Here is a 14,885-nt window from a genome sequence, read left to right as displayed (position 1 = left end):
ATAATTTAAACTCAAATTGTTCGTCTCTAGTCGTGTTTGTCATTGTACAAGCTTTGTACTTGAGACTAATGACTTAGTTTAAACCCTATAAATGATTCATGACAGAAACTCTGGTTCAGGCTTATACACCCCTGATTCTCTGGATAGGTTTGGGGTTATTACTGTTTAGATTATTACCTCAGTGGTTGCCACATTTTTTGGGTCGTAGTCTTTACTGGGTGGGTGTACCGTTACAACTGATAGCACTGGCTCGTAGAGGCAATCAGAATGAACTCAGTGGTACTGTTGAGATTCCCATCTTAGCATCATTAATCACTTTTGGAGCATTGTTTCTGGGTTTAGTTGTGGCATTGCTGGTGTGGTGGGGATGGCAACAAATATCACCTTATTTATTTAAGTCTGAATTAAGTGAGTCTGTGTCTCATCCTTTGCAAGACTCTTCTAGCAAGGGTAGTTTTTTGCTGGCGGCTGTTTTAGGAAATACTGGTTTTGTAGGATTGGCGATCGCACCCTATTTAGTTCACGTGGATGCGCTGAATTGGGTTGTTCTGTTTAGTATCACTCACAATGTCATTGGCCCCTATGGTTTAGGGGTATTAATTGCCAGCTATTTCAGCCATACCAAATCTACTAATCAATGGTGGATGCTGCTTTGGGATCTGCTGACAGTCCCGCCTTTGTGGGCTTTCCTGATTGGTACTCTCACCCAACACCTTAAACTACCAGCAGTTGTGGAATCTGGGTTACAGAGTTCTGTTGATGTGGTGATTGCTTGTGCATTCTTGTTGATTGGGATTCGCTTGGCACAACTCCAAGGATGGCAAAGTTTGCAACTGGCCTTGATCCCGTCGGTGTTGCGGGTTGTCATCATTCCCTTACTTGTGGGTTTGCTGACAACTTTACTGCTGGGATTGGGGGGCGATCGCCGTTTAGCGATGGTGTTAATGTCGGGAATGCCCTCAGCCTTTGCTGGGCTGATTTTGGCGGAAGAATACAACCTCAACCGCGACTTAATCGCCGGCAGCATCATTCTCTCAACCCTTTTATTACTCCTGATCCTGCCTGTATGGATTCAGGTTTTTAGTTGATCAGACTGGGTGTAGGGGCATAGGGTTTCAAGCTGACAACTGACAACTGTCAACTGTCAACAGTAAGCCCTGAATTGAGTCCAGCCTATTGTCAGGAAATCTTGATATAAATCAGGGGATCACTAGGTGTTATGTCAGGGTTTCTTGACAAAGCGATCCCCCCAGAGCTACTAAGTCCGTAAATTAAGTAAAAAAGCCTGTTGACACCCCTTGATCCCTAGCAAGGGTTAGTAGTTAATATTCAGTTAACAAACTTAATAAACCAAGTATCGATTTGAGACTTGAAATTTTAGATAAGAAATTTTTCCGGTAATCCTGCGGAAAAACAACTAACAGCCCCTTCCTTGTGGGCAATCCAAAATCCGTCTTGAAAAGTTTCCTACGGCGGGAAACCCCTCCGGGTTCGCCAGTTCCCTACGGCGGGAAACCCGCCTACAGGACTGGACTCACCGCCTACAGAACTTTCCGCAAAACTGATTGACTCCTCCAATCCCAAAGTGCCGATGTCGGCATAAATAAGGACATGAAAGGGAGTATCCCCTCTTTTAACAGCGAACAGTGAACAGTTATCAGTTAAATTCTTGGTGAAACACCATACCAATTGGTGAAAGGCGTATTTTGGCACTTCTTTATCCCCCACCATACGCCGTTAGGACTGATAACTGATAACTGATAACTGATAACTGATAACTGATTTAAAAAAACACACTTAGTAAAACCAGGAGTCAGGAATAAGAAATTCATCTGGGAGTGATGAGCTTTATATCAAGCATTCTATAACCAGGGGAAATCATTAACCTTTCAAACTACTGGAGGCCAAATTCATGGCAAAAGAACGCCCACCGTTAGAAGAGATGACATTACGGCAATTAAGAAGAGTTGCTAGTGAATGTAGCATCTCTCGTTATAGCCGAATGCGTAAATCGCAATTGCTGGCAGCAATTCAAGAAGTCCAGCGAAACAAAGCTTTGCTTAACCCAACTCGTTCACTGGAGGCACAGGAAACCGTGGAAGCTGCGAAATTTGAATTAGGACAAGAAGATCGTACTGGTGGTTCTCTGGCTGATGTTGATGAAGGACTAGCAGATTTACCAGGTGGTTACGGTGACAGCCGGATTGTGTTGTTACCACGCGATCCTCAGTGGGCTTACGCTTACTGGGATATTCCTAACGAGCATAAACAGGAGTTACGCCAGCAAGGGGGACAACAATTAGCCCTGCGGATTTACGATGTAACCGATGTAAACCTCGATTACCAAAGCCCCCACAGCATCCAAGAATATCCTGCGGATGAATTAGCCAGAGAATGGTATATTCCCATTCCAGTGAGCGATCGCGATTATGTACTCGATATTGGTTATCGTGCAGCAGATGGTCGTTGGCTAGTTCTCGCACGTTCCGCCCGCGTCCATATTCCTCCAGTCTATCCTTCCGACTGGATTGAAGATGTGTTCATCACCGTCAACTTTGAAGAAGACTTGCGTGGTAAGACAGTTTACGAACTCGTACCCCCAGCTAAGAAAATCCCGGTTGCGGCTGGTGCTAACGGTAGCAACCCCATTTATGACCAAATCTTCGGCTTGGCTGAGTCCGCCGAAGCCCAACGGGTTGCAGGTTCTCTGTTCGGTTCTCAACAGCACGTTCCCGGTTCCGTGCGTCCTGAACAAGCTATCAGTTCTTACATCTTCCCCTCTGGTGTGGGTATGTGGGCAGTTCCTACCGTCTCTGGTTTGACTGCTTCCGGTGTGGGAATGTCTGGTGTGGGCTTCTCTGCTTCCGCCATCCCTGTGCGTCCTCGCCAGTTCTGGCTAATTGCTGATGCTGAGTTGATTGTTTACGGTGCAACCGAACCCGATGCTACCGTGACAATTGGCGGTCGTCCCATCAAACTCAATCCCGATGGTACATTCCGCTTCCAGATGTCCTTCCAAGATGGTTTAATCGACTATCCTATTGTGGCTGTTGCGGCTGATGGTGAGCAAACACGCTCAATTCACATGAAGTTTAACCGTGAAACCCCATCTCGTAACACCAACACCAAAGAAGAAGCTGTTGTAGAATGGTTTTCATAAACTGCAATTGTAATTTTTAATTATTACCCGTTATAGTCGTCCTATAGCGGGTTTTTTATTGGGTATGTTTTGCAAAAAAATATTTACTTTATCTATATTTATTGTTGCGGCCAGTTTACTGTCTGGTTGTAACAGAATGGATGCGAGTTCAACAGCAAAGGCAGCAAAAACTTGTCTTGGTGAAGATGCTAAATTTAGTATGGAATTTTTTAAGACTAATAATCGAGGCGAGAAATTTGCTAAAGGGATTAATCATGTAATTATTTTCAATCCCAGGTCAGCAGCGTTAGATTTTAAAGTCAATGTGGGATTATCTCATCAAATATATAGCAAAGATGCTAGGGGTAAGATTCGCCGAGAATATATTCCCAAACAATTTAATGAGTTAATTTCTGATGGTAATTCTACCTTAAATGGAAAACGAGCGATTGCTGCAATTAACGCTGACTATATAGGTACTGATAATCAACCCCAAGGTTTGAATATTTCCCGTGGTGTAGAGTATGCAGGCGACTTTAAAAATAAACGTTCTTCTTTTGGTATTTCCGGCGGTAAACCACAGGAAAGAAAGGCGACAATTCAAGCTGGGAGAAGAGACAGTAATATACTTAATTACAACTTAGTCGGCGGTAATGGTCGATTTTATCGTCAAGGTAGATTTAAAGATATTTGTCAAGATTTAGGTGAATTTGCCTGTAAGCAAGCCACTAATCGTTCTATGGCTGCTATTACCAATAAAGGTTATGTGATTTTATTAGTAAATGATGTAAAAGCTAATTCGCCAATTGAGGTGAGTGCAAATAATCAACAGTTAACACCAGATAAATTTGATGATGTGTTAGAAGGGATTGCGCGGAATAACTGTTTAGGAAAGATTCAAGAGGGAATTTTGTTTGACGGTGGGATGTCACCAGGATTATATTACAATAACAAAATCTATGTAGAAAATTTTGGCCCAATTGGCTCAGTATTTTTAATTTATAAAAAATGAAATAACATTTATATCATGAAAACTGATACCATTTTCTACAGCCTATTTCAAGCTGTTCCCAGCATCTTTTTTGAATTAATCAACCAGTCACCACAAGAAGCAAGTAACTATGAATTTACCTCCCGCGAAGTTAAACAACTAGCTTTTCGTATAGACGGCTTGTTTTTCCCTAAAATTAACGACTCCGCAAAACCAGTTTATGTAGTTGAAGTTCAGTTTCAACCAGATGATGATTTATACTACCGCTTATTTGCTGAACTATTTCTTTATTTAAGACAATCTAAACCTCCCTATCGTTGGCAAGTTGTAGTCATTTATCCTAGTCGTAGTATTGAAAGAACACAGGAGTTACATTTTGATGACATCTTGCTACTCAATAGAGTTAAACGCATTTACTTGGATGAGTTAGGAGAAGCCGGAGAAACTTCTTTAGGTGTGGGAGTTGTTAAGCTAGTAATTGAGAATGAAGAAACTGCACCAGAACTAGCAAGACGGTTGATAGCACAAGCAAAGCAGCAGCTAATTGATGCAGCAACTAAACGCGATTTGATTAACTTAATTGAGACAATCATTGTCTACAAATTACCACAAAAGAGCCGGGAGGAGATAGAAGCGATGTTGGGTTTAAATGAATTGAAGCAAAGCCGAGTTTATCAGGAAGCTTTAGAAGAAGGTAAGCAACAAGGTTTAGAAGAAGGTAAGCAGGAAGGTAAACAGGAAGCCAAGTTAGAAGCTATACCTCGGATGGTACAGTTTGGCTTGAGTGTAGAAGCGATCGCTCAGTTATTAGATTTACCATTAGAATTAGTCCAACAAGTAGTGCAACAGTCCCACCAATAAGCGGATGCGCCTGTGAACGCAAAAGCGGTACGCTAGAGGCTGAAGCTGAAAAAAAGACTATGACACCTGAAGCAATTGCCCAAACTCTGGCAGAATTATTTAGTACAGCAGATGTACAAGCGATCGCACCTGGATCTTGGCAAGTAGATACACCTACATATAGACTGTTGGTATTGTTGTCGGATGACCACAGTTGGTTGCGAGTTTTACTCCCAATTGTGCCATTACAAGAAGCTCAAGCATTCTTAGCACAGTTTTTAGAAGCTAACTTTGATGATACCCAAGAAGTCCGCTATGCCTTGTATGATGGCGTGATTTGGGCAGTATATCAACACAATAGCAGCAGTTTGACCAAAGAGGACTTGAGTAGTGCGATCGCTAGGTTAATTTCCTTATACGAAGCTGGTTTAAATGATGTCTTCAATCGCCTGATTGAAGTTCGTGTCCGGCAAATTGTACAAGCAGCCAAACAGCAAGGACAGTCTCTGGAAGCCACAATGCAAAATCTGGAACGGTTTTATGCAGAGGGTTTATTAGGAGAAGTTAACCAAACTGTCGAAGCCAGGGAAGAAGTTTTAGCAGCTTGGAAGCGTCAGTTAGAACGTTTGTGGAATGAAGTTTCGTGAGGGGACAGGTAACAGGTGACAGGTTAAACGTCTTTTACTCTCTCAATTTTCTCGTTTCCTAATGGCGTAACTGTCTTGGCTATTACTATAGATATATAATTCGTAATTTTTAGATGGACATTATCGACATACTCAAACAAGACTATCAAAGATTTCCCGTTAATCAAACTTATAGTATTTACGCGGAAGATATCTTTTTTCAAGACCCCTTAAATAAATTTTTTGGGGTTGAACGCTATAAAAAGATGATTAATTTCATGCACAGTTGGTTTTTAAACATCAAGATGGATTTGCATGATATTCAACGATTAGAAGATAAAATTAAAACAAAATGGACGCTGAGTTGGAACAGTCCCCTACCTTGGAAACCACGCATTTCTATTTCCGGTTGGAGTGAACTTGGTCTAAATGCTGAAGGTTTGATTGTTTCTCACATTGATTATTGGGACTGTTCACCTTTAGATGTCATTAAGCAACACTTTTTTGTCAAAAATTAAATTAGTATTTTTGTAATAAATCAAAACTACGTAATTACAACTATGAATGCTCATAAGAAAGTTAATTATAGTTTCTACAAACTCTTAGGACTTACGCAAGTGTCATCATCAAACTAACTTTAGGGTGCGTCAGCCCCAATAATTTTATACACATTTAAGGATTTTCCACATCTGACGCACCCTACCCCAAGTGCCAGTTGCGTAAGTCCTGACTCTTAATGACCTCTGATTCGTTAATATTAATGGATGCTAAGTAAAAATGCTACTACATTTAAGTACATGGCAGGAAGTTGAAGACTATTTGCAAACATCAAGGGGGATTATATTACCTATTGGTTCGACTGAACAGCATGGGCCGACGGGGTTAATTGGTACTGATGCTATTTGTGCTGAAGCGATCGCTCGTGGTGTGGGTGAAGCAACTGGGGCGATCGTTTCGCCTACAATCAATGTAGGGATGGCATTACATCATACAGCTTTTCCGGGAACCATCAGCTTACGTCCCAGTACATTAATTCTAGTGGTGCGAGATTATGTAACTAGTCTTGCCAAAGTCGGTTTTACCAAGTTCTACTTTATTAACGGACATGGCGGTAACATCGCTACCCTGAAAGCGGCGTTTTCGGAAACCTACGTCTACTTAGAAGATTTGCAGATTGTCAACGCCCATAAGGTACAATGTCAAATTGCTAACTGGTTTATGTGCGGTTCTGTATATAAACTTGCCAAAGAATTGTATGGTGATCAAGAAGGTTCTCACGCAACCCCTAGTGAGGTCGCCGTTACTCAGTATGTTTACCCCCAAGCAATTAAGCAAGCACCTCTTTCACCGGAAGTAGCCAAGGGACACAGAATTTACAGTGCCACCGATTTTAAACTACATTACCCAGATGGACGTATGGGTTCTAATCCTGCTTTAGCAACACCAGAACATGGTAAGCAATTTTATGATTTAGCAGTGAAAGAACTCAGCAATGGGTATTGGGAATTTTTGAGTGCAGAATAAAGGGTGCTGGGGGGAGCAGAGGAGCAGGGGAGCAGAGGAGAATAACAACTGTCAACTGTCAACTGCCTAATGACTAACAGCACTGACAGTATCCTTGACAAGATGACCATCTTCCATATAGACAATGCGATCGGCGATGTCTAGAATGCGGTTGTCGTGGGTTACTAGGAGAATTGTACAGCCTTGCTCTTTGGCTAATTTTTGCATTAATTCTACCACATCGCGTCCTGATTGTTTATCGAGGGCGGCTGTTGGTTCATCGGCTAAAACTATTTTAGGCTGACTGACTAAAGCACGGGCGATCGCTACTCGTTGTTTTTGTCCTCCCGATAAATTATCCGGGTAGTAATTCAACCGATGTCCTAATCCTACTTCTTCTAGAATTTCTTTTGACCGAGTAAGCATTTCTGGGATGGAGATTCCTGGTTGCAATTCCAAAGCCATGCGTACATTTTGCAATGCTGTCAGGCTACCATGCAAATTATGAGCTTGGAATATATAACCATGATTACGTCTTGCTTGAGTTAATTGTTTACTACTAGCACCGCAGAGTTCATTACCTAATATCCGTAAACTTCCAGACTGGGCTGAACGCAAGCCACCTACTAAAGTTAGCAGTGTAGTTTTTCCCGAACCTGAAGGCCCTGTCATAATGACAATTTCACCTGCATTAATTTCCAGGTTGATATTAAATAAAACCTGTTTGCGGAGTTGTCCATTACCAAAGTAATGGTCAAGGTTTTGAATAGAAATAGCGCATTCATTAGTATTGATAGTTGGCATAATTGATTTCTCACAAGGAATCATACAGATGACAGTAAACAGTTTCAAAGTCTTTTTACTAGCGAATTTTCCCAATTAATTCACGTCGGCATCTGTCTATAATCTGCTATGCCAACAGCAAATAAATTAAATGTGGCGAATTAATAATCTATATCAAAACATATCTGCCGGGTCAGCAGATTGTAACTTACGAGTTGCTATAGTTCCAGAAATAGTACACATAATCACAGTTAATAAGAAAACTGTTAAGGCTCTAACTGCTGTCATGTATATAGGTAAATTTGTGGCATTTGCTGCTAATTGATACATCCCTAAAGGAATGATAAAACCTGGAAGAAAACCTAAGACTGCCATAATCACTGCTTCTTCAAAAATTACTCCTAATAAATAGGAATTGCCGTAACCCATTGCCTTAAATGTGGCATATTCTTTTATGTGGGCATTGACATCAGTTGACAGAACTTGATAAACAATAATTACACCAACCATGAATCCCATTGCTACGCCTAAACTGAAGATAAAACCAATGGGACTTTCTGTTTTCCAATAGTCTTCTTCAAATTTGATATATTCGGCACGAGTGAGAATTTTGACATCATCTGGTAAATGTGATTTTAAAGCCTCTGCTACCTGTTTTGGCTCATAACCGGGTTGTAAATTAATCAAGCCCAAACTAATGCTTCCAGGGAGTCTTCTAGGAAACAACCGCAAGAAATTTTCATCACTAGAAATTAAAGTACCATCAGCACCAAAGGAAGCGCCTAGCTTAAATCCCCCACTAATTGAGATAGTGCGTTTATCTACCTCGGTAGTGACTGTTTGTCCTGCATCAATTTGCTTAAAGACTTGATCATATTCACCTCTAGCTGCACGGTCAAAAACGAAATTATCTGGTAGTTTAATCTTATCTATTTGATTGTTAACTTCTGGAATGTTGAGAACAGGTTGATCGGGATTAAACCCAACTGCTTGTATTGTTGTTTTACGGCGAGTTTGGGGATTTTTCCAAGTGATTAAACCGATATACATGGCTTCTGCCGACTTGACACCAGGCACATCCTCAGCTTGCAGCAGTCGTCGCCGGGAAAATGTAGTCAAGTTCTGCATATTACGGCTTTGGGGATTGATCAAAATTATGTCTGCAAGTAATGCACGATTAAGGCTAGTGTTACTGTCATACAGGGCATTTTGAAAGCCTAACTGCATAAACATGAGGACATCGGCAAAGGCAATACCAGATAAAGCAACCATGAGGCGGCTTTTATGATGACTCAGTTGTAGCCATCCCAGAGGTGTGCGTCGTTGTAGTTCTTGAATGAATGTCATCGTGGTTATCAGTCAACATTTATGACTGCTTTAATTTGTAAATTGGTGAATTTGGCGGCTTTTTCGCTTGAGGGTTCATCTAGTTGTACTTGGACTTCTACCACTCTGGAATCGATATTTTCGCTAGGATCAGTGTTGATGATGTTCTGCCTTTGCACTTTCCAGCCTACCCAATCTACTGTTCCTTGTAATTTGCTAGGCAGTGAACTGCTTGATATCTCTACTTTTTGTCCGGGGCTGACTTTGCTGACATCGCTTTGATATACTTCGACAACTGCATACATCTGGTTGGTTTGTCCAATCTCGACAATACCGTCGTTAGAGACAACTTCGCCAGCACGAGTATAAATATCAAATATCACCCCATCCTGTGGCGATCGCACATAAGCTTGATCTAAGTTAGCTTTTGCCTGTTTCGCTGCTGCTAGCGCCCGGCTTACTTCTACTTTGGCTGCTTCCACATCAATGGGACGCACTTCCGCTATTTTATCTAAGGTGGCGGTGGCGGCGCTGACTTGTTTGCTACCCGTGGCGTTAATTCGCGATAAGGCTGTTTTAGCTTCGCTGATTTGCTTACGTCCAGTTCTATCAATCCTTTGCAGGTTTGCTTGTGCTTCGTTCAACTGCTGGGTAATGGTATCAACACTGAGGCGTTTGCTGTCATAAAGCGATTGGGAAATTGCACCTTCACTATAAAGCTGTTGATAGCGTTGCCATTCGACTTGAGCGTTTTTGAGTTCTGCTGTTAATCTGTTGATTGTTGCTTGTTGGGCTGATTTCTCACCTTGCCATTGTGCCTCTAACCTCGCTACTGTTTGTTGTTGTTCTCTTTCATCCCCAGCTGTCTGTGCTTGGATACGAGCAATTTCGGCTCTCTGCGCTTCTATTTCGCCAACTTTTGCCCCTTCTCGTACCTTTGCTAAATTTACTAGGGCTACCTTCACTGCTTCTTCGGCTTCTTGGTAGGCGGCCTTTAAGCGATCGCGATTATCTAAAATGGCAATTACTTGTCCTGCTTTTACCCTGTCCCCTTCTTTCACTAGTAGCTGCTCTACTCGATTTCCTTGTCCAGATGATGAAGGTGCGGAAAGTTTAATTACTTTACCCTTCGGTTCTAGCTTGCCTAACGCAGTCACGGTTCTGGTTTGCGGTGTGTTGACAACGGGAAGGCTTGCCTGAGATTGCTGTCCTTGCTGCCATGAGTTATAACCTTTTGCACCTGCGATCGCCAAACCGACTCCTGTCGCTACGATAATTAATTGCCGGGAGTTACGCTTGAAGAATACGGAACCTTGATCTGCTACTTGGCGTACCATAAGCCACTCTTTTATTTAGTATTCTAAATAAACTGATTAGTTTAGTTATACTTTTAAACTAAACCGTTCATTACAATATGTCAAGACTCAATTCTTCTATCGAATACGACGATGAGATTTGTTTGTCCCCTGCTCAAGCGAACGATTAGTTATTTTGTTATTTAGAAGTCTCTAGGGAAAGGGTTTGGGGGGTTAGGTTTGACGTGAGCCTAGCCGTAGGCTGCTCTCAAGAAACACCTGACTTTTCACGGTATGTGGAAAAGTCAGAGGGTGCGGGGTGTAGGGTGTGGTGAGGGTTTCAAGTTTTCCCTACCCCCTACACCCTACACCCTGCCTTAAAGAGGGTTTCAGGACTTCCCGTGAAAAGTCAGAAGAAACACAAGGGTGTAGGGGTGTAGGGGAAGAAAAAAGTGTTTCTTCTATATTTTGCGCTTCGCGTAGTCGCGCTAGTCGGTCTCAGCTAGTTTATTTAGCGAATGTATAAAAATATGACTCAGAAAAAGCCACGTATAGAAATTAACAAAAATGACCGCTCACTCTCCGTAGAGAAAGTGGATGCAATTCTTAATGGTGCAATGCAAGAGTTTTTGACTCACGGCTATACAGCTACCACAATGGATAAAGTCACAGCAGCCGCAGGTGTATCAAAAACTACTGTTTACAGCTACTTTCAAGATAAAGAAGGACTATTCGTGGCCTTGATTGAACGGCTAGCACAGGAAAAATGTTTAATCATCCAAGAGCCAGAGTTTCTCCAAGGAGAACCCCGTATAGTTCTGCAACGCATAGCCACAAATATCTTTGCTCAAGTAGAGAAAGAACCGGAATTTTTGGGGTTGGTAAGACTAATTATTGGTGAATCTGGGAGGTTTCCATTACTAGCACAAACCTTTGTAAGTAACCTAGATAAACCAGCCTTAGAACTGGTTAGCCAATATTTTGCCGAGCATAAAGAATTACAATTATCTGAGCCAGAAGTAGCAGCACGTATCTTTCTTGGGTCATTGGTGCATTTTGTGATTTTTCAGCATTTGCTGCACGGTCAAGATGTTTTACCATTAGAGCGCGATCGCCTGATTGACAACCTCATTAACTTAATCACTCTTAATCTGCCCAAAAACAGAGAAGCGGATCAGTATTCCGGTACAAGGCAAAAATCAGCCAGACGTAAGCGTAGCGCATCAGGTAAATTCAAAATGGACTACGGTTGTGAACCCAAACATCTCCGCTCAGTGAGATTGACAGATACAGCTTGGGAAAAGTTAGCAGAAATAGCCGAGCAAAATAATTTAACTCGCAGTGAAATGATTGAAATCTTTGCCCGCCAAGGTTTTGCCAGCAATCAACATATAGCAGGGGACAAGGGACAGGTTACAGGCGCTTAAGCTTCTTGCTAGAAGGATTTGATGATTTATCCATGTCCTAACCGATGTGGCTACTGTTATACATCGCTTTGCTATAAAAATGTGTACCTCATTCACTTGCCATTTGTAGCTATGCTTTTAAAATGTATATACATGGTGAAAAATGATAGCATTTTTTTTGTATATACATGGTTAATCCTATAAACACTAACCTGTGTTGACAAAATCTATTCCCAATTCCTAGCCCCTTACTGACAAGCCTGACTGCTAATTGCCGGGACAGCTTCAGCCGTCTTGATGATTTGTTGAGAGGATTTATTATAATTAACGATTAAGCGAGGAATTTGATAAAAATTATTCTTACAAGTGTAGTTGAGAGTTTCATCATTATATAAATAGCCTGATAAATAATATCTAGAAACATAAATTTCTACCTGTTTGTTATAAGCTCCATAAGGGTAAGCAAAATGAGATGCTACCTTTTGTTGTGGATCTAAATCTTGTGTACATCTTCTGAGAATAGTTCTAGCTTGTAAAAGTTCGGTGATTATCTCTCGCCGTGCTAATTTTGTTAAATCTCTATGATTTAAACCATGAGATTGAATATCGTAAAAGCCTGTTTGTAAACCTTCTCTTAATTCTTGGCAACTTAAATGAGTTTTACTATCGCTGGCCTTTTGTACCAAACGGCTAGGATTAAGAAATAAGACGATTTGTACTTTAGTACTATATTTCTTTTCTAGTTTTAATAAAATTGGCAGTAACTTTGTATGTACTGATTTATACCCATCATCAAATGTCAGCATAATGGGCTTCTTTCGGCGATATCCTGACGGAATAGCCTGAGATTTAGTTAAGAAAAAGTCATATAAATCTTGCGTACTTAAAAACCAGTAATCATTGAGAATTAGAGATTCTAACAGTTTTTCTAACTCTTGTTTGGAATAGTGCATTTCTTCTGGAACCAAACCAGATATCGATTTGTTATTTTGATGATCTAGAATGCCATGAAATCCTAAAATAGGAACTGTAGACTCAGGAGAGCCAAAATTGAGTGCAAGCAGAGCAATGATAGAAACTAAAGCTATACTAAAGGGTAGGTTTTGAGTTTTAACAGTCATTTTGGTAGTAGTAATGCCCTAGTAAGTAGAACGGCGTAAATAATTAAAGTTTTGTAGTAAGGACTTTAGTCCTTAGTACGAACTGAATAACAAAAATTCTACAGGTTATTTGAGGATTAAATCTCAACGCTACTGGTTTTTAACAGTGAACAGTAAGTAGGGGCGGGTTGATTGAAAAATTCATGGGGAAAACAGATATGTCTGCTAAACCCGCCCTTACTTAAATACGTTGGTGAAACACCACACCAATTTCACGTTTAGTTGACACCAATGGAAGAAGCCTATCGCCAGAGTGGGACAATAACTAAGAGGCCATTTATAAAGTAAATATGAAGTAGGGTGTGTTACGGCTATGTAAAAGGATTTGAGCGTTGGCGAAATGAGGAATTAGCCGTAACGCACCAGCAAATACGGTGCGTTAAGCGCTGCTTTAACGCACCCGACAATTTAAGGTTTACTTTATAAATCATCTCTAATGATTGATAGTTAATGACTAATGAATATCAATACAATTCTCGTACCTCAAGGATCTGAATATAAAGCTGTGTGTCGCGGTTTAAAGCGAGTCACTGGGCAAACACCTAAAATTGTGTCAATACCAGTAGGTATCAAGCCATTGACAAAATACCTGCACCAATGGCAAAGGCAAGAATATCCTAATGAACAACAACCCAGAGTCCTGGTGATGGGTTTGTGCGGCAGCTTAAGCCCGCGCTATCATGTGGGGGATGTTGTGCTATACGAAAACTGTATTTATCAGCAACAATTGCAAAAGTGCGATCGCTCTCTTACCATAGAACTACAATCAGCACTAAAAACTCAACAGCCAGCAGTGAGTTTAGTCAAATCATTGACAAGCGATCGCGTTATTTGCTCTGCTGGGGAAAAGCGACATCTTGGCGAAACCTTGGGGGCGGATGTCGTTGACATGGAAGGATTCGCTGCTTTAGACTTTTTCAATGGCATGAGTGCAGCAGTAGCTATGTTGCGCGTAGTCAGCGATGATTCTCATCATGATATCCCCGACTTGACAGCAGCCATCAACGCCGATGGTTCTCTACAGCCTTTACCCCTAGCCTTGAGTTTGCTACGTCAACCCATAGCCGCCACTCGTCTAATTCGTGGTTCCCTGCGGGGATTAAAAGTTTTAGAAGAATTGACAAAATTACTTTTATCTGGGTGAGTCAAGCCAAACAATTAAATCAGATACAGCAGATTGCAGTTACATAAAGAACACTAATATCAAAGCATCAAAGGTTACAATGAAAGCTGACTCCATCGAAAACGGAGAAAAATATTCCATAACCTAAGCTAAGATATCGATGGCTTTACTTTGCTTCTTGGTTGAGATTATCTTCTTTTTTAAAAGCCGTAATCCCATAAATAAAGGTAATCCTAATGCCAGACCTGTTTCTTTATTCAAACCAAAGGGTACTGCTGCTGATTGAATGGAAACGTTATCTATTCCAAATTGGAAGGAGTTTTGACTATAAACCTGCCTAAAGGCTAATCTTATTGTCTGTCCTGCAAATGGCGTTAAATCGTATCCCGTTACGGAAGTGAAATTGTTCGGACTTCCAGTTGGAGCAAGAACATTTGCCAAAACATTTGTGTTAGACGGAGAAGTAAAAGGATCGAATTCTCCACCAAAAGTAGTCATGATATCAACCCTCGCTTGTTGATTTCTTCAAGCCGCACACTCGTGACTTCGAGTCATGAGTTAGGCGCTCTATATTTCCATATTTGGTTTTACACATGGTTACGCACATGGTAAGATAAAGTATGGAAGTAAAACACGGAAGGGGTTATGTTTATGCAATTGAATATCATATTGTATGGTGTGTTAAATACAGGC

The 14,885-nt window shown here is 41.1% G+C and carries 15 protein-coding genes and 1 pseudogene; 10 read left to right on the top strand and 6 right to left on the bottom strand.

The features are described from left to right. The first annotated feature begins 98 nt into the window (after nt 1–98). Nucleotides 99–1,088 (top strand): AEC family transporter, encoded by a 990-nt coding sequence (locus tag H6G83_RS25035; RefSeq protein ID WP_190476978.1) that lies wholly within the window; start codon nt 99–101, stop codon nt 1,086–1,088. A 379-nt stretch (nt 1,089–1,467) separates the two neighbouring features. On the opposite strand, the gene H6G83_RS25030 is transcribed toward H6G83_RS25035, so the two are convergent. After that, nucleotides 1,468–1,713 (bottom strand): hypothetical protein, encoded by a 246-nt coding sequence (locus tag H6G83_RS25030; protein ID WP_190476976.1) that lies wholly within the window; start codon nt 1,711–1,713, stop codon nt 1,468–1,470. 199 nt (nt 1,714–1,912) lie between these two features. Here H6G83_RS25030 and H6G83_RS25025 point away from each other — a divergent pair, with 199 nt between their 5' ends. The 6 genes from H6G83_RS25025 (at nt 1,913) to H6G83_RS25000 (ending at nt 7,120) form a co-directional block, all read left to right on the top strand. Beyond that, a complete protein-coding gene (locus H6G83_RS25025; protein WP_190476974.1) occupies nt 1,913–3,160 on the top strand; it encodes a DUF4912 domain-containing protein in 1,248 nt (415 codons plus the stop codon). Between the two features lie 64 nt (nt 3,161–3,224). Continuing rightward, nucleotides 3,225–4,151, top strand: a complete 927-nt coding sequence (locus H6G83_RS25020) for a phosphodiester glycosidase family protein (RefSeq protein WP_190476972.1) — start codon at nt 3,225–3,227, stop codon at nt 4,149–4,151. A 15-nt stretch (nt 4,152–4,166) separates the two neighbouring features. Further along, complete coding sequence (locus H6G83_RS25015; RefSeq protein WP_190476970.1) at nt 4,167–4,991, top strand: Rpn family recombination-promoting nuclease/putative transposase; 825 nt, start codon at nt 4,167–4,169, stop codon at nt 4,989–4,991. A 59-nt stretch (nt 4,992–5,050) separates the two neighbouring features. Further along, nucleotides 5,051–5,617 (top strand): hypothetical protein, encoded by a 567-nt coding sequence (locus H6G83_RS25010; protein ID WP_190476968.1) that lies wholly within the window; start codon nt 5,051–5,053, stop codon nt 5,615–5,617. Between the two features lie 113 nt (nt 5,618–5,730). After that, on the top strand, nt 5,731–6,114 hold the full coding sequence (locus H6G83_RS25005; protein ID WP_190476966.1) for a DUF2358 domain-containing protein: 384 nt from the start codon (nt 5,731–5,733) through the stop codon (nt 6,112–6,114). Nucleotides 6,115–6,373: 259 nt separating this feature from the next. Beyond that, nucleotides 6,374–7,120, top strand: coding sequence for a creatininase family protein (locus tag H6G83_RS25000; RefSeq protein WP_190476965.1), 747 nt, complete (start codon nt 6,374–6,376; stop codon nt 7,118–7,120). Between the two features lie 66 nt (nt 7,121–7,186). On the opposite strand, the gene H6G83_RS24995 is transcribed toward H6G83_RS25000, so the two are convergent. From H6G83_RS24995 to H6G83_RS24985, 3 genes are all read right to left on the bottom strand, one after another. Then, nucleotides 7,187–7,903 (bottom strand): DevA family ABC transporter ATP-binding protein, encoded by a 717-nt coding sequence (locus tag H6G83_RS24995; protein WP_190476963.1) that lies wholly within the window; start codon nt 7,901–7,903, stop codon nt 7,187–7,189. 153 nt (nt 7,904–8,056) lie between these two features. Continuing rightward, the gene (gene devC / locus H6G83_RS24990; RefSeq protein WP_190476961.1) at nt 8,057–9,229 is read right to left on the bottom strand and encodes an ABC transporter permease DevC; all 1,173 of its coding nucleotides are present in this window, start codon (nt 9,227–9,229) and stop codon (nt 8,057–8,059) included. A gap of 8 nt (nt 9,230–9,237) precedes the next feature. Further along, nucleotides 9,238–10,545, bottom strand: a complete 1,308-nt coding sequence (locus H6G83_RS24985; RefSeq protein WP_190476959.1) for an ABC exporter membrane fusion protein — start codon at nt 10,543–10,545, stop codon at nt 9,238–9,240. A 488-nt stretch (nt 10,546–11,033) separates the two neighbouring features. Between H6G83_RS24985 and H6G83_RS24980 the strand changes: the two genes are divergently transcribed. Beyond that, complete coding sequence (locus H6G83_RS24980; protein ID WP_190476957.1) at nt 11,034–11,930, top strand: TetR/AcrR family transcriptional regulator; 897 nt, start codon at nt 11,034–11,036, stop codon at nt 11,928–11,930. 227 nt (nt 11,931–12,157) lie between these two features. Here H6G83_RS24980 and H6G83_RS24975 read toward each other — a convergent pair whose 3' ends face one another. Then, entirely contained in the window at nt 12,158–13,030 is an 873-nt protein-coding gene (locus tag H6G83_RS24975; RefSeq protein ID WP_190476955.1) for a polysaccharide deacetylase family protein, read from the bottom strand. 496 nt (nt 13,031–13,526) lie between these two features. On the opposite strand from H6G83_RS24975, the gene H6G83_RS24970 reads away from it, so the two are divergent. After that, entirely contained in the window at nt 13,527–14,213 is a 687-nt protein-coding gene (locus tag H6G83_RS24970) for a phosphorylase family protein (protein ID WP_190476953.1), read from the top strand. A 123-nt stretch (nt 14,214–14,336) separates the two neighbouring features. On the opposite strand, the gene H6G83_RS24965 is transcribed toward H6G83_RS24970, so the two are convergent. Next, nucleotides 14,337–14,690, bottom strand: coding sequence for a hypothetical protein (locus H6G83_RS24965; protein WP_190476950.1), 354 nt, complete (start codon nt 14,688–14,690; stop codon nt 14,337–14,339). A 122-nt stretch (nt 14,691–14,812) separates the two neighbouring features. On the opposite strand from H6G83_RS24965, the pseudogene H6G83_RS36540 reads away from it, so the two are divergent. After that, nucleotides 14,813–14,885: pseudogene (locus H6G83_RS36540) on the top strand (IS200/IS605 family transposase); the annotation flags it as partial.

The sequence above is a fragment of the Anabaena azotica FACHB-119 genome (assembly GCF_014697625.1).
In the GTDB taxonomy this organism is placed as follows: domain Bacteria; phylum Cyanobacteriota; class Cyanobacteriia; order Cyanobacteriales; family Nostocaceae; genus Trichormus; species Trichormus azoticus_A.
Note: the sequence above shows the minus strand (reverse complement) of the source record. Positions and strands in the feature narration are given on the sequence as shown.